19 protein-coding genes are annotated in these 19,436 nt (G+C 71.1%); 14 read left to right on the forward strand and 5 right to left on the reverse strand.

Annotated elements, in window-relative coordinates; all coding sequences use genetic code 11:
* Positions 1-211 precede the first annotated feature (211 nt).
* Together N5079_RS11375 and N5079_RS11380 are read right to left on the reverse strand one after the other, a co-directional pair.
* Positions 212-1,447, reverse strand: coding sequence for an ROK family transcriptional regulator (locus tag N5079_RS11375; protein ID WP_261583594.1), 1,236 nt, complete (start codon positions 1,445-1,447; stop codon positions 212-214).
* Positions 1,444-2,661 (reverse strand): ROK family transcriptional regulator, encoded by a 1,218-nt coding sequence (locus N5079_RS11380; protein WP_261583595.1) that lies wholly within the window; start codon positions 2,659-2,661, stop codon positions 1,444-1,446. The genes N5079_RS11375 and N5079_RS11380 overlap by 4 nt, the downstream gene beginning before the upstream one ends.
* A 216-nt stretch (positions 2,662-2,877) precedes the next feature.
* Here N5079_RS11380 and N5079_RS11385 point away from each other — a divergent pair, with 216 nt between their 5' ends.
* From N5079_RS11385 to N5079_RS11400, 4 genes are all read left to right on the forward strand, one after another.
* Positions 2,878-4,035, forward strand: a complete 1,158-nt coding sequence (locus tag N5079_RS11385) for an AI-2E family transporter (protein WP_261583596.1) — start codon at positions 2,878-2,880, stop codon at positions 4,033-4,035.
* Between the two features lie 22 nt (positions 4,036-4,057).
* Entirely contained in the window at positions 4,058-4,408 is a 351-nt protein-coding gene (locus N5079_RS11390; protein WP_261583597.1) for a spore germination protein GerW family protein, read from the forward strand.
* A 103-nt stretch (positions 4,409-4,511) separates the two neighbouring features.
* Positions 4,512-5,006: an ester cyclase gene (locus N5079_RS11395; protein WP_261583598.1), complete on the forward strand. Its 495-nt coding sequence runs from the start codon at positions 4,512-4,514 to the stop codon at positions 5,004-5,006.
* On the forward strand, positions 4,966-5,427 hold the full coding sequence (locus tag N5079_RS11400; protein ID WP_261583599.1) for a hypothetical protein: 462 nt from the start codon (positions 4,966-4,968) through the stop codon (positions 5,425-5,427). Before N5079_RS11395 ends, N5079_RS11400 begins: the two co-directional genes overlap by 41 nt.
* 102 nt (positions 5,428-5,529) lie before the next feature.
* Here N5079_RS11400 and N5079_RS11405 read toward each other — a convergent pair whose 3' ends face one another.
* Together N5079_RS11405 and N5079_RS11410 are read right to left on the reverse strand one after the other, a co-directional pair.
* Positions 5,530-6,093, reverse strand: a complete 564-nt coding sequence (locus N5079_RS11405) for a hypothetical protein (RefSeq protein WP_261583600.1) — start codon at positions 6,091-6,093, stop codon at positions 5,530-5,532.
* Positions 6,094-6,095: 2 nt separating this feature from the next.
* Positions 6,096-6,863, reverse strand: a complete 768-nt coding sequence (locus N5079_RS11410; RefSeq protein ID WP_261583601.1) for a DUF4239 domain-containing protein — start codon at positions 6,861-6,863, stop codon at positions 6,096-6,098.
* Positions 6,864-7,010: 147 nt separating this feature from the next.
* Here N5079_RS11410 and N5079_RS11415 point away from each other — a divergent pair, with 147 nt between their 5' ends.
* From N5079_RS11415 to N5079_RS11430, 4 genes are all read left to right on the forward strand, one after another.
* Positions 7,011-7,382, forward strand: a complete 372-nt coding sequence (locus tag N5079_RS11415) for an NAD(P)H-binding protein (RefSeq protein ID WP_410007770.1) — start codon at positions 7,011-7,013, stop codon at positions 7,380-7,382.
* Between the two features lie 179 nt (positions 7,383-7,561).
* Positions 7,562-7,909: an SPW repeat protein gene (locus N5079_RS11420; RefSeq protein WP_261583602.1), complete on the forward strand. Its 348-nt coding sequence runs from the start codon at positions 7,562-7,564 to the stop codon at positions 7,907-7,909.
* Between the two features lie 143 nt (positions 7,910-8,052).
* Positions 8,053-8,370: a bifunctional 3-phenylpropionate/cinnamic acid dioxygenase ferredoxin subunit gene (locus N5079_RS11425; protein ID WP_261583603.1), complete on the forward strand. Its 318-nt coding sequence runs from the start codon at positions 8,053-8,055 to the stop codon at positions 8,368-8,370.
* Complete coding sequence (locus tag N5079_RS11430) at positions 8,367-9,515, forward strand: aromatic ring-hydroxylating oxygenase subunit alpha (RefSeq protein WP_261583604.1); 1,149 nt, start codon at positions 8,367-8,369, stop codon at positions 9,513-9,515. The genes N5079_RS11425 and N5079_RS11430 overlap by 4 nt, the downstream gene beginning before the upstream one ends.
* Here N5079_RS11430 and N5079_RS11435 read toward each other — a convergent pair.
* On the reverse strand, positions 9,503-10,282 hold the full coding sequence (locus N5079_RS11435) for an IclR family transcriptional regulator (protein ID WP_261583605.1): 780 nt from the start codon (positions 10,280-10,282) through the stop codon (positions 9,503-9,505). The two genes, N5079_RS11430 and N5079_RS11435, sit on opposite strands and share 13 nt — an antisense overlap.
* 62 nt (positions 10,283-10,344) lie before the next feature.
* Here N5079_RS11435 and betA point away from each other — a divergent pair, with 62 nt between their 5' ends.
* The 6 genes from betA (at position 10,345) to N5079_RS11465 (ending at position 19,432) form a co-directional block, all read left to right on the forward strand.
* Positions 10,345-11,973 (forward strand): choline dehydrogenase, encoded by a 1,629-nt coding sequence (gene betA / locus N5079_RS11440; RefSeq protein ID WP_261583606.1) that lies wholly within the window; start codon positions 10,345-10,347, stop codon positions 11,971-11,973.
* A 103-nt stretch (positions 11,974-12,076) separates the two neighbouring features.
* Positions 12,077-14,503 carry an FAD-dependent oxidoreductase gene (locus tag N5079_RS11445; RefSeq protein ID WP_261583607.1) on the forward strand — a complete coding sequence of 809 codons (2,427 nt, stop codon included), beginning with the start codon at positions 12,077-12,079 and terminating at the stop codon, positions 14,501-14,503.
* Positions 14,504-14,515: 12 nt separating this feature from the next.
* Positions 14,516-15,730: a sarcosine oxidase subunit beta family protein gene (locus tag N5079_RS11450; protein WP_261583608.1), complete on the forward strand. Its 1,215-nt coding sequence runs from the start codon at positions 14,516-14,518 to the stop codon at positions 15,728-15,730.
* A gap of 57 nt (positions 15,731-15,787) precedes the next feature.
* Positions 15,788-16,033 carry a sarcosine oxidase subunit delta gene (locus N5079_RS11455; protein ID WP_261583609.1) on the forward strand — a complete coding sequence of 82 codons (246 nt, stop codon included), beginning with the start codon at positions 15,788-15,790 and terminating at the stop codon, positions 16,031-16,033.
* Complete coding sequence (locus N5079_RS11460) at positions 16,030-18,867, forward strand: 2Fe-2S iron-sulfur cluster-binding protein (RefSeq protein WP_261583610.1); 2,838 nt, start codon at positions 16,030-16,032, stop codon at positions 18,865-18,867. Before N5079_RS11455 ends, N5079_RS11460 begins: the two co-directional genes overlap by 4 nt.
* A complete protein-coding gene (locus N5079_RS11465; RefSeq protein WP_261583611.1) occupies positions 18,860-19,432 on the forward strand; it encodes a sarcosine oxidase subunit gamma in 573 nt (190 codons plus the stop codon). Before N5079_RS11460 ends, N5079_RS11465 begins: the two co-directional genes overlap by 8 nt.
* Positions 19,433-19,436 lie beyond the last annotated feature (4 nt).

The raw sequence follows: 19,436 nt of genomic DNA on the forward strand, positions 1-19,436 counted from the left end.
GAGATCCGCCAGCCGGTGACCGGCTCATTGGCGTGCGCACGCCGCCGGTGACCAGCCTGGCCTCCTCCGCGATCGAGGGCTCGACGATCCGCCGGTGCACCCTGTCCCGCAGGGCCTCGGCCCTCCTGGTCACGGCCTCCACACAGCGGTCCGCGACCGATCTCACCAGATCATTTCCAGTCTTAATACAGAAAGAAAAATAAGCGGGGCGTCAGCAGGCGGAGATGGCGCGGGGGCTGCCGCCCGCGGCCAGGAAGTCGGCGATCGGCAGCGTGGCCGCCCCCAGAGCCACCGCGTCCCGGCCGAGCTGGCCGGGCTCGATCTTGACCTTGGCGTAGGCGTGGGGCAGCGCGTGCCGCCGCGCGGCGTCCCGTACGGCGGGCAGGATCTCCGGGGCCAGCAGCGCGCCGGCCCACCCGGAAAGGATCACCCGCTCGGGGCTGAGCACGTTGACGAGGTTGGCGATGCCGACGCCGAGGTATTCCGCCGCGTCGTCGAGGGCGTCCCGCGCCGCGCCGCCGTCGCGAGAGCGCGCCACGAGTTCGGCCAGCCCGCCCTCCAGATCCGTCGCGACCAGCGGCGTGCTGGAGCGGCGGCTCCGGTAGTCGGCCAGGATGGCCTCGGCCCCGACGTACGCCTCCAGGCACCCCCGCGAGCCGCACCGGCAGGGCTGACCCCGCACCACGATGACGGTGTGCCCCCACTCGCTGGCCATATTGCTGGCGCCGTGGAACGGGTTGGAGCCTGTGGTCAGCGCGGCGCCGAGCCCCGCGCCGAGCAGGGCCACGACCGCCTGCCCGGATCCGCGTCCCGCCCCCCGCCACATCTCGGCCTGGCCCAACGTCCGCGCGCAGTTGTCGATGTGGAGCGGCGCGTGGATCTCCCGCCGCAGCGTCTCGGCGAGGGGAACGTCGGACCAGCCGAGGATCGGGGCGTGGACCAGGCTGCTCGGCGAGGGTTCCACCGCGCCCGGCACGCCGACTCCGACGCCGAGCAGCCCGTGCGGGTCCACCCCGACCTGCTGGCAGACCTCCCGCACGCCGGCGATGACCAGCCGCGCCACCAGTCCGGGCTCGAACTCCTCGGACCCGATGGCGTACGACGCGGTGGCCACGGTGGACAGGGCTCCGTCGAAGAGCCCGACCTTGACGCAGGTCTCGCCGATGTCGACCCCGGCGACGTGGCCGAGGCCGGGGCGGATGGCGAGAAGCTTGTGCGGACGCCCGCCGCCGGAGTCGACGGACCCGGCCTCCGCTACGAGGCCGTCGTCCAGCAGATCGGTCACGACGTTGCTGATGGTGGCCGCGCTCAGGCCGGTGGCCCGGGCCAGCTCCAACCTGCTCGCGGGACCTTCGACATAGAGATGCGAGAGCACCATCGACCGGTTGTGGCGGCGCAGACCACGGGTTGTCGTCTGGGTCGTCGTCTGCCGGATCGCTTGCGTCACGTCAGTGAGTGTGCCAGCCCGGCCGCCGGGCGGGCGGCGCGGCCGTCCTGGCCCGAGACGAGGAAGTCCTCGACGACCAGGGTGGCCGCGCCGAGGGCGACCGCCTCCGGGCCGAGCGCGCCGACCTGGATGGACGCCTGGGAGAAGGGCCTCGGGAGGGAGTTGCGCTCGGCGGCCTCCCGGATCTCGGTCAGGAACTCCCGTCCGAGGAGATGCCCCGCCCAGCCGCCCAGGATGATCCGCTCGGGATTGAACAGGTTGATGAGGTTGCCCAGCCCGGCCCCGAGATGGCGGACGGCCTCCTCCAGCACCGGACGAGCCCCCGGGTCCGCGACCAGCGCCGCGAGAGCGCTCTCTTCGTCCACGGTCGCCAGGTCGGCGCCGGCCTGCGCCAGGATCGCCTCGGCGCCGACATACGCCTCCAGGCACCCCTTGTGCCCGCAGCGGCACGGCCGCCCGTCGAGGGCGATCGTGGTGTGACCCCACTCCCCCGCGCTGCTGGCCACGCCGCGATAGGTCACGCCGTCGGTGATGATGCTCGCTCCGATGCCCGAGCCGATGAGGGTCATGACCATGTGCCTGGCGCCCTGGCCCGCTCCGAACCAGAGCTCGGCCTGACCCATGGTCTTCGCGCCGTTGTCCACGAACACCGGGATCGAGGTGCTCTCGCGGACCAAGGCCCGCAGCGGCACGCCGTCCCAGCCGAACGCGTTGGCGTGAATCAGCAGATCGGGGCCCTGCTCGACGACGCCGGGCACCCCGATGCCCATGCCGAGCACGTCGGACTCGTCGATCCCCGCGTCGGCGAGGACCGTCTTCAGCCCCTCGACGATGTGGCGGACGACCACGCCGGGCTCGTGGTGGCCGGGGTCGAGGGCGTACTCCCTGGAGGCCTTCCGCGTCATCGCCAGGTCGAACAGCTCGACGCGGACGCGCGTCTCGCCGACGTCCACACCTAGAACGTTCCCATACGACGGGTCGACCCTGAGCATGATCCGCGGACGCCCGCCGTCGGAGTCGACGGCCCCTGCCTCCACCACGATGCCGTCCGCGATGAGGTCGCCGATCACGTTGCTCACCGTCGCCGGGCTCAGCCCCGTGACCTGGGCCAGCTCCAGCCTGCTCAGCTCTTTGGCGAAATAGAGCGTCCACAGGAGCACTGACCGGTTACCCCTCCGCACGTCGCGGAGCGTTCCCCTCTTCGGACGGCCCATCGCTACTCCCCCCGCGATTAATTCAAATGTTATTCCAACCTATCCCGTAGGTTTCGTGCGCGCGCGGCTCACCAGGCACAGTGACGGACTCGAGACCGTCCGGCGACCACCCCGTTGCCGCCGCCGCTCCCCTCCGGGGCGGATCCGTCTCGCTCCTCCCAAGGTGCAGACTTTCTGGAACGGGTAGGCATAGCCCCGAGAGAGGAAGTGGCCGCCATGGCGGACGAGAGCCCCACTGTGAAGGGGGCACCCCCGGCCCGAGCCGCCACGCCGGAGGCAGGGGGAAAGAAGGAGCAGGGCGCCGTCGCCGAGGATGACCGGCCGTTCGGGCGGCCGGGCCGGCCGTTCAACCGGCGGTCCCCGTTCTTCATCGGGATGACGGCCGCGGCCGGGGTCGCCGTCACGTACGCCGCGATCCAGCTCGTGATCAGCGCCCGTGACGTTCTCGTGCTGATCGGGCTGGCGCTGTTCCTGGCGATCGGGCTCAACCCCGCGGTGGAGTGGCTGGTGCGCAAGGGCCTGCCGCGCTGGGCGGCGGTCAGTGTGATCATCGTGACGACGCTGGCGCTGGTGGGCGGCTTCCTGGCGCTGGCCATCCCCGCCCTCGTCGAGCAGGGCAGCCAGTTCGCGGCGCAACTGCCGGAGTACGCGCGCAGCATGCAGGATCACCATTCCCTTCTGGGGAGCCTCAACGAGCGCTTTCACCTGCAACAGCGCCTGACCGAGCTCACTTCGGGAGGCGGGACCGGGATCTCCCTCGCCACCGGAATTCTGGGCGCCGGCCGGATCGTCCTGAGCACCGCCGCGGCCTTCTTCGTGGTCTGCGTCCTCATGGTGTACTTCCTCGCCGACCTGCCGCGCATCACCAAGACGCTCTACCGGTGCGTGCCGTACTCACGGCGAGCCCGGGTCACCCTCATCACCGACGAGATCCTGACGAAGGTCGGCGCGTACGTGCTGGGCAACCTGATCACGTCGGTGATCGCGGGTGTCGCCACGTTCGTCTGGCTGGAAATCTTCGGCGTGCCGTACGCCGTGCTGCTGGGGATCTTCGTCGCGCTGGTCGATCTCATCCCGGTGGTGGGCTCCTCGATCGGCGGGCTGATCGTCTGCCTCGTGGCGCTCACGGTCTCCGTGCCCGTGGCGCTCGCCACGCTGGGGTTCTACGTGGCCTACCGGTTCGTGGAGGACTACCTGATCGTCCCCAAGGTCATGGGCAAGGCGGTGGAGGTGCCCGGCGTGGTCACCGTCCTGGCCGTGCTCATCGGCGGCACGCTGCTGGGCATGATCGGCGCCCTCATCGCCATCCCCGTCGCGGCCGCCGTACGGCTGTTCCTCCGGGAGATCGCCTTCCCCCGCCTGGACAGATCATGACGGACGCCCGAACCTGGGAGCCATGGGAATCATGGAGACGATAGGCCAGGTCCAGACCGGCGCGACCGTGAAGCGCGTCTTCGGAGAGCCGATCACCCAGGACGGTGTGACGGTCATCCCGGTCGCCAAGGTGAGCGGGGGCGGCGGAGGAGGCAGCGGCAAGCAGGAGGGCGGCCGTCCCGGAGAGGGATCCGGGGGCGGCTTCGGCCTCAGGGCCACCCCGGTCGGAGTGTTCGTCATCAAGGACGGCGCGGTCCGCTGGGAGCCGGTGGTCAACCTCGACCGGGTCATCCTGGGCGGCCAGATCATCGCCATCGCGGCGCTGCTCACCGCGCGCACGATCGCGCGCCTGCGAGCCAAGCGGAAGCGGTGACCACCCGGCCAGACGGGATGACCCTATGGTCGACACCGCTTGAGCCGCGTATTGCCATGTCGCCGGTAACGTGACTCCCACTCGCGAGAGAGGGGAGCTCGCCATGTCCGATGCCGAGACTGTCGTGGGCCGGATGATAAACGCGCTCAACGAACACGACCTCGACCGGGCCATGCGGTTCTTCAGTGGTGACGTCGTCGGCGTGGGCCCAGGAGGCCAGGCCGAGGGCCACGCGGAGGTCGCCTCCTACTACACCGCTTTCGTCGACGCCTTCCCCGACGTACGGATGACCGTCTGGAGCACCGTGGCCCGTGACGACCTCGTGGTGGTCGAAGGGATGTACACCGGGACCCATCGGGGACCCGTGCTGCTGCCCGGAGGCGGAAGCATCGAGGCGACCGGCCAGGGCATCAGCCTGCGCGCCTGCGTGGCCTTCACCGTGAAAGACGACCAGATCGTGAGCTACCAGAGCTACTACGACCAGTTGGAGCTGTTCGCCCGCCTCGGCGCGAAGCTCGTTCCCGCTATTGACGGACCCTGCTGCAACACTTCCCCGCATGGGAGTGTTCTGCGACTATTTCAGCGCCGCCGCCGATGAGGACGCCGCCGCTGTCCACGCCTGGCCCGCCGGTCCCACCTGCCCGCCCGACAACGTCGGCGCCAAGGACACCGTGGAGCTCAAAGGCATCGACCCGGTCGTCATGATGGGAACCCTTGAGGCGCTTCTCACCGGTCTCCCCTACGACCAACTCGTCGACCGGCCGAGACACGGCGCGGTGCTGAGAGACAACGAAGACGGTGGTGGCGGCATCCTGACCATCACCGACGAGTTCACCGCCGCTCTTGCCGCGGCGACCGATGAGCGAATCCGCACGGTAGCGGAGCCATGGTCCCAGACGGAGGAGTTCTGGGGGCGCGGCGATCCCGCCGAGCTGGCTGAGCTGCTCCAGGACCTGCGTGATCTGGCCGTACGGACCATCCGGGACGGCCACCGCCTGTACTGCTGGTGGTCCCTCTAAGACGGATCGCCGACGAGCGTCTCCCGCAGGTGGTCGGTCACCTCCGCAGCACGCGCCCGCGTGAATCCCCAGCGTATGACGTACGGCTCGGCGGGATGATTTCTAGCGGAGGGTGGCGAAAGCGACGGACGCGGCTGCGGCGATCATGGTGGAGAGGATGACCATCACGACCACGGTGGCCAGGGGGTTGCGCCGCCGTCGGACCGGGTGCGCCGCCTGAGGGGCGCGCAGGCGGTGGGCGGGCATGATCGACGGGGACGGCCGGTGCACCTCCATGGGCGGTCGGGGCTCGTGCCGGACCGGCGGGGCGGGCCGGGCCGACGGAGGAGGCGGCGCCGGGGGCCGTACGGGTTGCGGCGGCCGTGGCGCCCTGGGCGGCCGATGCGGCTTCGGGGGCGCCGCTTTCGGCGGCGGCACGGCCTTCGGAGGCGCGCAGAGCGGCCGGCAACCACAGGGACGGGCCCCGATGCCGATCCCGGCTTTGACGCCCACCAGCGTGGACAGGTCCACGCAGATGGTGATCTCCAGCCCGTGATCGTGGTCTCGGGGGCGCGCCTCCAGTGCGGCGTCAGCGGCGCCCGAGGCGGGCATGGCGATCCCCGCGCCGACGAGCGCGAACCCCGCGAGCGCTCCCGCCAGCAGCACGGCCATGCGTTGGACTGCCATGGTCATCGACCCTCGGGGATCCGCTGGAACTCCTGGAGAGCGCTCAGGAAGGCGTCGGGCTTGACCGCCAGGCCGCCCCTGAACACATGGGAGATGTCCCAGGTCAGGTAGATGCCGACGCCAAGAAGAGCCGCCATCGCCACCAGCGGCACGATGGCCTGCCCACGGGGCCGGGCTCCGGCCAGGAACGGGAAGACGAGCACGATGATCCCGGTCACGATGGTCAGGATCAGCACGCCCGGGGGCGGTGCGGCCGCGGCGTCCGCCGCTCGCTGGCGGCGGGCGGCCGACAGATCGGCCACCCGGTCGAGGACCGCGCTCTTGGCGCTCCGCGCGTCGTCACCGGTCACGCTCAGGGCGGTGACCTGCGTGCGCAAGGTGTCGAGGCGTGCGGAACCCTCCGGGCTGAGCCTGCCCGTCGCCATCACCGGCCATTCCTTGTCGAGCACGAAGCTGACGTAGTCGCGGAGTTCCCTCTGCACCTCGCCGCCCGCGGGGGCGGGAAGCTCGGCCGCCGACCAGTAGGTCTCGACGGCCGCCTGGCCCTCGGCGTAGGTGTTCTGCCGGGCGGAGTCGGCCGTCGTCCACGGAACGACGATCGCGATGGCGAAGACCAGCAGGAACAGGGAGGACAGCATCGCTCCCGAGTGCCCCGCCGAGGTGCCACGGGGCTCGCGGTCGTCGGTGCCGAAGTCCAGTTTCCGGAACAGGAAAGCGGCCAGGGCCACCAGGCCGATCGCCGCGGTAACAGCCAGTACGCAGACGAGCATGAACCATCCTCATGGACAAGTTGCGATATGGACAGAGTGCGAGATGGACAGAGTACGATCACTTACCGTCACATGACTATCACATAAGGTGAGCTTGAGGGGGGCGGTACGGAGAAGTGGAAGGATCGTCAGCGGGGGTGAGGCCACATGCGCGTGGTGATCGCGGGCGGGCACGGCAAGATCGCTCTGCTGCTGGAAAGGCTGCTCGCGGAGCGGGGCGACCAGCCGGTGGGCCTGGTCCGCAACACCGGCCACGAGGCGGACGTCCGGGCGACGGGCGCGGAGGCCGTGCTGTGCGATCTGGAGCGGGCCGCGGCCGGCGAGGTGGCGGAGATCCTCGTAGGGGCGGGGGCCGTGGTGTTCGCCGCGGGCGCCGGGGCCGGCAGCGGAGTGGCCCGTAAGTACACCGTCGATCAGGGGGCGTCGGTCCTGCTGGCCGACGCGGCCGAGCGGGCCGGGGTGCCGGGCTTCGTCCAGATCTCCTCCATGGGCGCGGGCTCCGTCCTGGTCTTCCGCTGACGCGCCCGGGGATGAGGCCGGCCATGGCTTTGGGGGAGGCGCGCCCCGGCGAGCAGCTTCGGCCTCGCCCGCGATGACGCTCGGTTAGGAAATCCTGACGGATTGGAGTGTTGACCGGGCGGTCAATCAGGCCGACCGTCGAGATCAAAGGTCACCTCTCCCTATGTCCGGAGGCACCGATGGATCTCACGAGATCGTTGTCCGACGTCGTCGCCCTGCTCGCGGGCCTGGTCGCGGTGCTCGCGCCGTTCTTCTGGGCCGGTGACGTCAACGCGGCCAACCTGCCGCTGCTCATCCTCGGGGCGCTCCTCGTCGTGTCCGCCCTGTGGGCGATCCTCGGCGCCGGGGGCGCCGGCTCCTGGGTCACCGCCGCGTTCGGGGCGCTGCTGTTCGTGTCGCCGTGGGCGTTCAACTTCGACGGTCACTCGTCCGCCGCGTGGACCGCGTGGATCGCCGGCGCCGTCACGGTCGTCGTCGGCCTGCTGACCACCCTCCAGGCACGCACCGCCGCACCCACGCGCGCCTGATCCGGCACACACTCATCGGTACGGCCCCGCCCGGCCCTCGCCCTCCGGCGACCGTCGGGCGGGGCCTTGACATTGGACACGTACAGGCCCAGGCTGTTGCGCATAGCGCTGCTCGTTCCGCCTGACGAAACCGGGTCTGCCGCATGATCCCTGCGTGCCCGCTGGCCGCCCTCCCCCGGGGCGAAGCCTTCCGCCTCGACGCCGTCGAACCCCCCATCGCGGTCTTCCACACCGACGACGGCGAGCTGTACGCGGTGGACGACACCTGCACCCACCAGGACGCCTCGCTCGCCGACGGCTGGCTGGAGGGCTGCGAGGTCGAGTGCCCGCTGCACGCCTCGCGGTTCGACCTGCGCACGGGGCAGGTCGACGCCCCACCGGCCAAGCTGCCCGTCCGGACGCACGGCGTGGTGGTCGAGGAGGGCACCGTCTACGTCGTGCCGTCGGGGGAGGCCGCGTGACCACGAGCAGCCTGCCCCCGAGCGTCATCGCGACCCTGCCCGGCGGCTACTACACCCATGAGAACATCTTCGCGCTGGAGCAGGCGCGGATCTTCGAGTCGATGTGGTTCTGCGTCGTCCGCGCCGCCGACCTGGCCAAGCCCGGCGCGTTCAGGACGGTGCAGGTCGGCCGGGAGAGCGTGCTCGTCACCCGGGCCAGGGACCAGTCGATCCGCGCCTTCCTCAACGTCTGCCGCCACCGCGGCGCCCGGATCAAGACGGAGGAGTCCGGCGAGGTCAGGCGGGCCTTCCAGTGCCCCTACCACGCGTGGACGTACGACCTCGAGGGCAAGCTGATCGCCGCGCCCAACCTCACGAAGATGCCCGACATCGACCGGGTGGAATACGGCCTGGTCAACGTGCACGTGCGGGAGTGGCTGGGCTACGTGTGGGTCTGCCTCGCCGACGAGCCCGAGCCCTTCGAGGAGGAGGTGCAGGGCCAGGTCGTGAGCCGCCTCGGCGACCTGGACTCGATCCACAACTACGGCATCGAGAGCCTGGAGGTCGCCCGCCGGATCGTCTACGACGTGAAGGCGAACTGGAAGCTCATCATTGAGAACTTCATGGAGTGCTACCACTGCGCGACGATCCACCCGGAGCTCGTCGAGGTGCTGCCGGAGTTCGCCGAGGGGCTCGCCACGCAGCTCTACGTCGGGCACGGCGCCGAGTTCGGCGAGGGCGTCGAGGGCTTCACGGTGGACGGCTCGCCGGGAGCGGACCGGATCCCCGGGGTCAGCGAGACGCAGGACCGCCGGTATTACGGCCTCACGGTCAGGCCGCTGATGTTCATCAACCTCGTGCCAGACCACGTCGTCATCCACCGGATCTTCCCGCTCGCAGCGGACCACACGGTCCTCGAGTGCGACTGGCTGTTCCGTGCGGACGTGGTGCGGAGCGGGCGCGACCTGGAGCCGTCGATCGAGCTGTTCCACCGGGTCAACGTGCAGGACTTCGAGGCCTGCGAGAGGTGCCAGCCCGCGATGAACTCCCGCGCGTACGCCAGGGGCGGGGTCCTCGTGCCGACGGAGCACCACATCGCCGGCTTCCACGAGTGGGTGCTCGACCGGCTCGGCACCGGTCAGCTCGGCACCGGTCAGCCGACGTAGCCCAGGCGGTGGCTGATGTCGTCGGCGCCCGCGATCAGGACGGGGGCGAGCTCGTGCATCCGCTTCTCGCCGAAGCGGTAGGCGGGGCCGGACGCGCTGACCGCGGCCACGACCTCGCCCTCGTAGGACCGGATGGGCGCGGCGATGGCGTTCAGCCCGATCTCGTACTCCTCGACGGTCACCGCGTACCCCCGCTGGCGGGCCTCGCCGAGCTGCACCCGGAGGACGTCGGCCGAGGTGATGGTGGCCGGTGTGTAGCTTTCGAGGCCCGCCGCGGCGATGAGCCGGTCGCGGTGGCGTTCGTCCAGGTAGGCCAAGAGGACCTTGCCGCTCGACGTGGCGTGCAGGGGCGTGAGCTGCCCGACCCAGTTGTGCGCGGTGACCGCCGAGGGACCGCGCACCTGGTCGAGGTTGACCGCGTAGTGCGAGCGGACGACCGCGAGGTTCACCGTCTCGCCGATCTCCTCGGCGAGACGGCGGCAGACGGGACGGCTCTGCTGGGTGAGGTCGAGCCGGGCGGCCACGCCGCCGGCCAGGCGGACGATGCCGAAGCTGAGCCGGTACTTGCCCCGGTCCTCGGCCTGCTCGACGAGGCCGCGGGACTCCAGCGCGCCGAGCAGCCGGAAGGCGGTCGACTTGTGCACCTCGATCTCGGCCGCGATCTCGCTCACGCCGGCCTCGCGTCGCCGCGAAAGGATCTCCAGGATGCTGATGGCCCGATCGACGGACTGGACGCCGCCGCCGGCGCTGGTGGAGTCATCGGCCATAGCGCGACTGTACAGGCCGACCTCACAGCCCTGATCAACATCATCCTGCGCGGGAGGCAGACATGTACGACTTTGTCATAGTCGGCGGTGGATCGGCCGGCAGTGCACTGGCGAACCGGCTGTCCGCCGACCCCGCCAACCGGGTGCTGGTGCTGGAGGCGGGCCGTCCCGACTATTTCTGGGACGTCTTCATCCACATGCCGGCGGCGCTGACCTTCCCCATCGGCAGCCGTTTCTATGACTGGAAGTACGAGTCCGAGCCGGAGCCGTGCATGAACGGCCGCCGGATCTACCACGCCCGGGGGAAGGTCCTGGGCGGGTCGAGCAGCATCAACGGGATGATCTTCCAGCGTGGCAACCCTCTCGACTACGAGCGCTGGGCGGCCGGCCCCGGCATGGAGACCTGGGACTTCGCGCACTGCCTGCCGTACTTCAAGCGGATGGAGACCTGTCTCGCGGCCGAGCCGGGCGACCCGATGCGCGGGCACGACGGGCCGTTGGTGCTGGAGCGCGGGCCGGGGGGAAATCCGCTGTTCACGGCGTTCTTCGAGGCCGTGCAGCAGGCCGGCTATCCGCTGACCGACGACGTGAACGGGTTCCAGCAGGAGGGCTTCGCCCGCTTCGACCGGAACATCCGCCGGGGGCGCCGCCTGTCCGCGGCCAGGGCGTACCTGCACCCGGTGAAGAAGCGCCCCAACCTGGAGATCAGGACGCGGGCGTTCGTCAGCAGGATCCTGTTCGAGGGGAAGCGGGCGGTCGGCGTCGAGTACAACGGCCGGACCGTCCGGGCGGGCGAGGTGATCCTCTGCGGCGGCGCGATCAACTCGCCGCAGGTGCTCCAGGTCTCGGGCGTCGGCGACGCCGCCGAGCTCAAGGCGCTCGGCGTGGACGTCGTCCACGACCTGCCCGGCGTCGGGGAGAACCTGCAGGACCACCTCGAGGTCTACATCCAGTACGGCTCGAAGCAGCCCGTCTCCCTCCAGCCGGCCATGAAGTGGCGCAACCGGCCATGGATCGGGGCGCGGTGGCTGTTCCTGCGCGAGGGCCCCGGAGCCACCAACCACTTCGAGGCGGGCGGCTTCACCCGGAGCAACGACGACGTGGCCTACCCGAACCTGATGTTCCACTTTCTGCCCCTGGCGGTCCGCTACGACGGCAGCTCGCCTGCTGGCGGGCACGGCTACCAGGTGCACATCGGGCCGATGTACTCCGACGCCCGCGGCTCGGTGAAGATCAAGAGCGCCGATCCCCGGGTGCGTCCCGCGCTGCGGTTCAACTACCTGTCCACCGCGCAGGACCGGCGCGAGTGGGTGGAAGCCGTCCGGGTCGCCCGCCGCATCCTCAACCAGCCCGCGATGGATCCGTACAACGCCGGAGAGCTGTCGCCGGGGCCGGGCGTGGAGACCGACCAGGAGATCCTCGACTGGGTGGCCAGGGACGGGGAGACCGCCCTGCATCCGTCGTGCACAGCGCGCATGGGCGTCGACGAGCTGTCCGTCGTTGATCCGCTGACCATGAGGGTGCACGGCCTCGAAGGGCTCCGGGTGGTCGACGCGTCGGTCATGCCGTACGTGACGAACGGCAACATCTACGCGCCGGTGATGATGATCGCGGAGAAGGCGGCCGACCTCATCCTGGGCAACACCCCCCTGCCCGCCGAGCGGGTCGAGTTCTACCGTCACCACAAATGAAGATCGCCATGCCCTCCGGATGTTCTTGACAGTGGGATGGGGCTGGGGGACGCTGTTGCGGAGAGCGCATACTGTTTCGGGATGCGCAACGACGGAGGTGTGCATGGCTGGCCCACGCGTCGTCATCATCGGGGCTGGTGTCGTCGGGGCCGCCCTCGCCGAGGAGCTCTCCGCCAGAGGCTGGAACGCCATCACCGTCGTCGACCAGGGTCCCGTGCCGGCCACGGGCGGCTCGTCGTCCCACGCCCCCGGGCTCGTGTTCCAGACCAACGCCTCGAAGACGATGACCGAGATGGCCCGCTACACGGTCGAGAAGCTCAGCGCGCTCGGCTGCTTCCTCCAGGTCGGCGGGCTCGAGGTGGCCACCACGCCGGAACGGCTCACGGAGCTGCGCCGCCGCCACGGCTGGGCGACCGCGTGGGGGGTCGAGGCCCACCTGCTCGGCCCCGAGGAGTGCGCGGCACGCCACTCGCTGCTGGGCCCCGTGCTCGGCGGCCTCTTCGTCCCGACCGACGGCCTCGCCAAGGCCGTGCGGGCCGTGGACGTCCAGCTCAGACGGGCACGGGACCGGGGCGTCCGCGTTCTGGAGCGGCACGAGGTCCTCGGCATCCTGGTGGTGGACGACCGGGTCGCCTCCGTCCTGACCAGCGGCGGCGAGATCCCCGCCGACATCGTCGTGTGCTGCGCGGGCATCTGGGGGCCCCGGATCGCGCGCATGGCCGGGATGACCCTGCCGCTCACGCCGCTGGCCCACCAGCTCGCCTGGACGGGGCCGGTCCCCGGGCTGGCCGGCCAGGCCGACGAGGCCGTCCGGCCGATCCTCCGCCACCAGGACGCCGACCTCTACTTCCGCGAACGGTTCGACCGGCTCGGCATCGGCTACTACGGCCACCGCCCCATGCCCATCAGCGCCGACGAGATCCTCTCGGTCGACGCCGCCGAGGTCATGCCGTCGGTCCTGCGATTCACCGAGGACGACTTCGCCCCCGCCTGGGCCGAGACCCGTTCGCTGCTGCCGTCCACCCGGGAGACGAAGATCGAGGAGGGCATCAACGGCCTCTTCTCGTTCACGACCGACAACATGCCGCTGCTCGGGGAGTCCGCCGAGGTCAAGGGCTTCTGGGTGGCCGAGGCCGTCTGGGTGACGCACTCGGCCGGCGTGGGCCGGGCCATGGCCGAGTGGCTGGCCGACGGACACTGCTCGTCGTTCGACCTGCACGAGTGCGACGTCAACCGGTTCGAGCCCCACCAGCTCGCGCCCGGCTACGTCCTGGCCCGCGACTGCCAGAACTACGCCGAGGTCTACGACGTCATCCACCCACTGGAGCCGCCGGCCGACCTGCGGCCGCTGCGGACCAGCCCGTTCTACGCCAGGGAGCGCGAGCTGGGGGCCTACTTCCTGGAGGCCGGCGGCTGGGAGCGGCCCCAGTGGTACGACGCGAACGCCCGCCTCCTGGAGGGCAGGGACATCCCGCATCCGGGCGACTGGGCGGCCCGCCACTGGTCGCCCATCGTCGGCGCGGAGGCCCAGGCGTCCCGCGAGTCGGTCGCGATGTACGACATGACGGCTCTCAAGCGCATCGAGGTCAGCGGGCCGGGGGCCACGGCCTTCCTCCAGCGGCTCTCGACCGGCGACGTGGACAAGCCCGTCGGCTCGGTGACCTACTGCCTGCTCCTCGGCGAGGACGGCGGCATCCGTAGCGACATCACCGTGGCGAGGCTCGGCCGGGATCTCTACCAGGTGGGCGCCAACGGCAACCTCGACCTCGACTGGTTCCACCGCCACGCGGGCGACGAGCCGGTCGTCATCCGCGACATCACGGCCGGGACGTGCTGCGTCGGCGTCTGGGGGCCGCGCGCCCGCGAGGTCCTGGAGCCGCTGGCCGGTCCCGGTTTCGGCGCGAACGGCTTCCGCTACTTCCGGGGGAAGAAGGCCCACGTCGGCACCGTGCCCGTCACCGCGCTCCGGCTCTCCTACATCGGTGAGCTCGGGTGGGAGCTCTACACGACGGCGGACCTGGGCGCCAAGCTCTGGGACACCGTGTGGGCCGCGGGCGAGCCGTACGGAATCATCGCGGGCGGCCGGGGGGCCTTCAACAGCCTGCGGCTGGAGAAGGGCTACCGGTCCTTCGGCACGGACATGACCTACGAGCACGACCCCTACGAGGCGGGCCTCGGCTTCGCCGTCAAGGGGGGCGCCTCATCGACCAAGGGCGACTTCATCGGCCGGGAGGCGCTGCTCGAACGCCGCCAGGCCGTACGGCGGCGCCTGACCTGCCTGACGATCGACGGCCCCGAGGCCGTGGTCATGGGCAAGGAGCCCGTCTACGACGGCGAGCACTGCGCCGGGTACGTCACCAGTGCGGCCTACGGCTACACCGTCGGCAGGGGCATCGCCTACGCCTGGCTTCCGGTGGAGCTGTCGGCGCCGGGTCAGGTGCTGCACATCGGATATTTCGACCGGCGAATCCGCGCGGTGGTCGCCGAAGAGCCGCTGTTCGACCCCGCCATGGAACGCCTGCGCGGCTAGCGAAGGATCGAGATGCGCGACTTCCCGGAGCATCCGGACTGGCTGTGGAGCAGCCCCCAGCCGAAACGGTCCTACGACGTGGTGATCGTCGGAGGCGGGGGCCACGGCCTGGCGACAGCCTACTACCTGGCCAAGAACCATGGGATCACCGACGTGGCCGTGCTGGAGCGCGGCTGGCTCGCGGGCGGCAACATGGCCCGCAACACGACGATCATCCGGTCCAACTACCTGTGGGACGAGAGCGCGGGCATCTACGAGCACGCGCTGAAGCTGTGGGAGGGACTGGAGGAGGACCTCGGCTACCCCATCCTGTTCAGCCGGCGCGGCGTGCTGAATCTCGCGCACAGCCTCCAGGACGTCCGCGAAAGCGTGCGCCGGGTTCACGCCAACCGGCTCAACGGTATCGACGCCGAATGGCTCGGCCCGGAGGAGGTCAAGGAGGTCTGCCCGATCGTCAACGTCTCGCCCGGCGTGCGCTATCCGGTGCTCGGCGCGACCTACCAGCCGCGCGCCGGGATCGCCAAGCACGACTACGTGGCGTGGGGCTACGCCCGCGCCGCGGCGGCGATGGGCGTCCATCTGGTCGAGAACTGCGAGGTCACCGGCATCGAGGTGACCGGCGGGCGGGTGCGGGCCGTGGAGACGGCCCAGGGCCGGATCGCGGCGGGCACGGTGGCGCTGTGCGCCGCCGGGCACTCGTCCGTGGTCGGCGCGATGGCCGGGGTGAAGCTGCCGCTGCAGAGCCACCCCCTCCAGGCGCTCGTCTCCGAACTGCTCGAGCCGGTGCACCCGACCGTCGTCATGTCGAACGCCGTACACGTCTACGTCAGCCAGGCCCACAAGGGCGAGCTCGTCATGGGCGCGGGCATCGACGCGTACAACTCCTACCGGCAGCGCGGCGCCTTCCACATCATCGAGCGGCAGATGTCGGCGGCCCTGGAGCTCTTCCCGATCTTCGCGCGGGCGCACGTCCTGCGGACATGGGGCGGGGTGGTGGACGTCAGCCCGGACGCCTCGCCCATCGTCGGGCCGACCCCCGTCGAGAACCTGTACGTCAACTGCGGCTGGGGCACCGGCGGCTTCAAGGCCACACCGGGAGTGGGGTGGTGCTACGCGCACACCATCGCCCACGGGGAGCCCCACCCGCTCAACGCCCCCTTCTCGCTCGAACGGTTCACCACCGGCGCGCTCGTGGACGAGCACGGCGCCGCCGCCGTCGCCCACTGAAACGGCCCACTGAAAACGGCCCACTGAAAACGGCCGACTGAAGGGAACGCCTCATCGATGCTGCTGATCCCCTGTCCCTGGTGCGGGCCGCGTGACGAGGCCGAGTTCCGTTACGGCGGGCAGGCGCACGTCGCCTACCCCGAGGACCCTGCGGCGCTCTCCGACGAGGAGTGGGCGCGGTACCTGTTCTTCCGCGACAACCCCAAGGGCCGGTTCGCCGAGCGGTGGAACCACACGGCGGGTTGCCGCCGCTGGTTCAACGTGGTCCGCGACACGGCCACCAACGAGTGGGTGAGCGCATGACGTCCCATCATCGGCGACATCGGCGGCCGGGGTTCGGGGGCGAGCCGCTGCGGTTCCGCTTCGACGGGCAGGACTACGAGGGCCTCCGCGGCGACACCCTGGCCTCCGCGCTCCTCGCCAACGGCGTGCGGACGGTCGCGACCAGCGCCGCGCTCGGCCGCCCAAGGGGGATCTACGCCTCCTGGACCGAGGAGCCGAACGCGATCGTCCAGATCGAGCACCCCTTCCCCGAGCCGATGCTGCAGGCCACGACCGTCGAGCTGTACGACGGGCTGGTGGCCACCGGCCTGACGGGGAGGGGCCGGCTGAGCGACCGGCCCGACCCGGCGCGCCACGACGCGGTCCACGCGCACTGCGACGTGCTGGTGGTCGGCGCCGGACCGGCCGGGCTGGCGGCCGCGCGGGCCGCTGCCGGCTCGGGCGCACGGGTGATCCTCGCCGACGACCGGCCCATCGCGGGCGGCAGCCTGCCGGACACGGCCGAGACCGTTGACGGCGTGCCCGGAGCGGCGTGGGCCTCGGCCGTGGCCGCCGACCTGGCGGGCCGTCCCGACGTGCGGGTGCTCAGCCGCACCAGCGTGTTCGGCTACTACGACGACAACTACCTGGTCGCGGTCGAACGCCGCGGCGAGTGGGGTGGTCAGGGACGGGCGCGGGAGCGGGTCTGGCGCATCAGGGCCGGTCGGGTCGTGCTGGCCACGGGAGCGCACGAGCGGCCGATCGCCTTCGCCGACAACGACCGGCCCGGTGTCATGCTCGCCGGGGCCGCCCGCGCCTACGCCAACCGCTACGGCGTCCTTCCGGGCCGCCGTGCGGTCGTGTTCACCGCCGGCGACAGCGCCTACGCCGCCGCCCGCGACCTCGCGTCCGCCGGCGTGGAGATCGCCGCCATCGTGGACGTACGGCAGGCGCCCGGCGCTCGCTGGGACGGTGCGGAGATCCTCTCCGGGCACGTCGTCACCGGCGTGGGCGGCGACGGGGCCGTCTCCTCGGTGAGCGTTTCGGACGGGCGGGAGATCCAGGCCGACCTGCTTCTCGTGTCGGGCGGCTGGAACCCGGTGGTCCACCTGTTCGGCCAGGCGGGCGGGGAACTGCGCTACGACGAGGGAATCGGCTCTTTCGTCCCCCGCTCCGCCCGGCAGGCCCTGGAGGTCGCCGGGGCCGCTCGCGGGGTGTTCAGCCTGTCCGGTTGTCTGGAGGACGGCGCCGCCGCCGGGGCGCGCGCCGCCGAGGCGGCCGGGTTCCGCGCACCGCCGCGGCACCCGGCCCCCCGCGCTTCAGACGACGGCGCCTCAGACAACGGCGCCTCAGACAACGGCGCCTCAGACAACGGCGCCCCGGATGCGGATGAGCCGGTCGCCTTCTGGCTGGTGCCCTCGGGTGACTACCGGAGCCACTTCGTGGATCTCCAGCGCGACGTGACCGTGGCCGACGTCGTCCGGGCGACAGGGGCCGGGCTGCGCTCGGTCGAGCACGTGAAGCGCTACACCACGGCCGGAACGGCACACGACCAGGGCAAACTCTCCGGCGTGCTCACCAGCGCGATCGTCGCCCATGCCATCGGGGCCGATATCGCGCAGCTCGGCACCACGACGTTCCGCGCGCCGTACATGCCGGTCAGCTTCGCGACGCTCGCCGGACGGGACAGAGGAGCGCTGCACGACCCGGTGCGGGTGACCTCGCTCCACGATTGGCACGTCGCGCACGGCGCGCTGTTCGAGAACGTCGGCCAGTGGAAACGGCCCTGGTACTACCCGCGTCCCGGCGAGGACATGGAGGCCGCGGTCCTCCGGGAGTGCCGGGCAGTACGGCAGAGCGTGGGCGCGATGGACGCCTCCACGCTCGGCAAGATCGACGTGCAGGGGCCCGATGCCGCCGAGTTCCTGGACCGGCTCTACACGAACATGATGAGCACCCTCAAGGTGGGCGCGATCCGCTACGGGGTCATGTGCCGGGCCGACGGGATGGTGTTCGACGACGGCACGGTGATCCGGCTGGCCGACGACCGCTTCCTGGTCACGACCACCACGGGCAACGCCGCCGCCGTCCTCGACTGGATGGAGGAGTGGCTGCAGACCGAGTGGCCCTCGCTGAGGGTCTACTGCACCTCGGTGACCGAGCACTGGGCGACCGTCGCGCTCGCCGGGCCGGGCTCCCGCGACGTGCTGGCCGGCCTCGCGCCGGGGCCGGCCGTGGACGCGGCGAGCTTCCCCTTCATGACCTGGCGGGACGCCGAGGTGGCGGGCATCGCGGCGCGGGTGTGCCGGATCAGCTTCTCCGGCGAACTGGCCTACGAGATCAACGTCAACGCGTGGGACGGCCTCGCCCTCTGGGAGGCGCTCCACGCCACCGGGGCGGTCACACCGTACGGAACCGAGACGATGCACGTGCTGCGGGCCGAGAAGGGTTATCCGATCGTCGGCCAGGACACCGACGGCACCGTCACCCCCGCCGACCTGGGCATGGACTGGGTGGTTTCCAAGAAGAAGGCCGGCTTCATCGGCAAGCGGTCCTTCGCCAGGTCCGACACCGCCAGGCCGGACCGCAGGCACCTGGTCGGCCTGCTGCCCGCCGACCCGGACTTCCTGCTGCCCGAAGGGGCCCACCTCGTGGAGTCGAGCACGCTGCCCGAGCCGCCCGTGCCGACCCTGGGCCACGTGACCTCCAGCTATCGCAGCGCCGCCCTCGGCCGCACCTTCGCGCTCGCCCTCGTCAGCGGCGGGCGCGAGCGGGTGGGCGAGCGGCTGTACGTCCCCCTTGGCGGCGAACCGGTCCCCGTGACCGTCACCCATCACGTCCTCTACGACCCCGAGGGAGCCCGCCGCGATGGCTGAGCGACTGAGCCCGCTGGCCCGGTTCGAGCCCGTCTCCACGGACGACCTGCGAATCGCGGAGATTCCCTTCCTCACCCAGGTCAACCTGCGGGTGGATCCGAAGAGCCGGGCCGCCGCCGACATCGGCCTCGCCCTCGGCGCGCCGCTCCCGACCGAGCCGAACACCTATGCGAGCGCGGATTCCGACGTCTTCTGGCTGGGCCCGGACGAATGGCTCATCGTCGGCGCGGGCGCCCGAGCCGACCTCGAACCCCGCCTCCGCGCCGCGGCGACGGGCGCGGTGGAAGCCGGCCGGGTACACGTCGGGATCACCGATGTCTCGGCGCAGCGCACGGCCCTGGTCGTGGGCGGGCCCAAGGCTCGCGACCTGCTGGCCCACGGCTGCGCACTCGACCTGCATCCTCGGACGTTCGGGCCGGGGCGGTGCGCGCAGACCATGCTGGCCCGGGCCCAGGTCCTGCTCGCCGCCAGGGAAGGTGGCGAGTTCCGGGTCTTCGTACGGTCGTCCTTCGCGGGCTACCTCGCCGCCTGGCTCCTCGACGCCGCCGTCGAGTACCTCCCCTGACCTC

The sequence above is a fragment of the Planotetraspora sp. A-T 1434 genome, assembly GCF_025420585.1.
Taxonomy (GTDB): Bacteria; Actinomycetota; Actinomycetes; order Streptosporangiales; family Streptosporangiaceae; genus JAOEGB01.

Excerpts from the sequence above, each read along its gene's own strand:
- N5079_RS11380 (WP_261583595.1), bottom strand. The coding sequence starts at position 2,661 with ATGGGCCGTCCGAAGAGGGGAACGCTCCGCGACGTGCGGAGGGGTAAC.
- N5079_RS11385 (WP_261583596.1), top strand. The coding sequence starts at position 2,878 with ATGGCGGACGAGAGCCCCACTGTGAAGGGGGCACCCCCGGCCCGAGCC.
- N5079_RS11390 (WP_261583597.1), top strand. The coding sequence starts at position 4,058 with ATGGGAATCATGGAGACGATAGGCCAGGTCCAGACCGGCGCGACCGTG.
- N5079_RS11395 (WP_261583598.1), top strand. The coding sequence starts at position 4,512 with ATGTCCGATGCCGAGACTGTCGTGGGCCGGATGATAAACGCGCTCAAC.
- N5079_RS11400 (WP_261583599.1), top strand. The coding sequence starts at position 4,966 with ATGGGAGTGTTCTGCGACTATTTCAGCGCCGCCGCCGATGAGGACGCC.
- N5079_RS11405 (WP_261583600.1), bottom strand. The coding sequence starts at position 6,093 with ATGGCAGTCCAACGCATGGCCGTGCTGCTGGCGGGAGCGCTCGCGGGG.
- N5079_RS11410 (WP_261583601.1), bottom strand. The coding sequence starts at position 6,863 with ATGCTCGTCTGCGTACTGGCTGTTACCGCGGCGATCGGCCTGGTGGCC.
- N5079_RS11415 (WP_410007770.1), top strand. The coding sequence starts at position 7,011 with ATGCGCGTGGTGATCGCGGGCGGGCACGGCAAGATCGCTCTGCTGCTG.
- N5079_RS11420 (WP_261583602.1), top strand. The coding sequence starts at position 7,562 with ATGGATCTCACGAGATCGTTGTCCGACGTCGTCGCCCTGCTCGCGGGC.
- N5079_RS11425 (WP_261583603.1), top strand. The coding sequence starts at position 8,053 with ATGATCCCTGCGTGCCCGCTGGCCGCCCTCCCCCGGGGCGAAGCCTTC.
- N5079_RS11435 (WP_261583605.1), bottom strand. The coding sequence starts at position 10,282 with ATGGCCGATGACTCCACCAGCGCCGGCGGCGGCGTCCAGTCCGTCGAT.
- betA (WP_261583606.1), top strand. The coding sequence starts at position 10,345 with ATGTACGACTTTGTCATAGTCGGCGGTGGATCGGCCGGCAGTGCACTG.
- N5079_RS11445 (WP_261583607.1), top strand. The coding sequence starts at position 12,077 with ATGGCTGGCCCACGCGTCGTCATCATCGGGGCTGGTGTCGTCGGGGCC.
- N5079_RS11450 (WP_261583608.1), top strand. The coding sequence starts at position 14,516 with ATGCGCGACTTCCCGGAGCATCCGGACTGGCTGTGGAGCAGCCCCCAG.
- N5079_RS11455 (WP_261583609.1), top strand. The coding sequence starts at position 15,788 with ATGCTGCTGATCCCCTGTCCCTGGTGCGGGCCGCGTGACGAGGCCGAG.
- N5079_RS11460 (WP_261583610.1), top strand. The coding sequence starts at position 16,030 with ATGACGTCCCATCATCGGCGACATCGGCGGCCGGGGTTCGGGGGCGAG.
- N5079_RS11465 (WP_261583611.1), top strand. The coding sequence starts at position 18,860 with ATGGCTGAGCGACTGAGCCCGCTGGCCCGGTTCGAGCCCGTCTCCACG.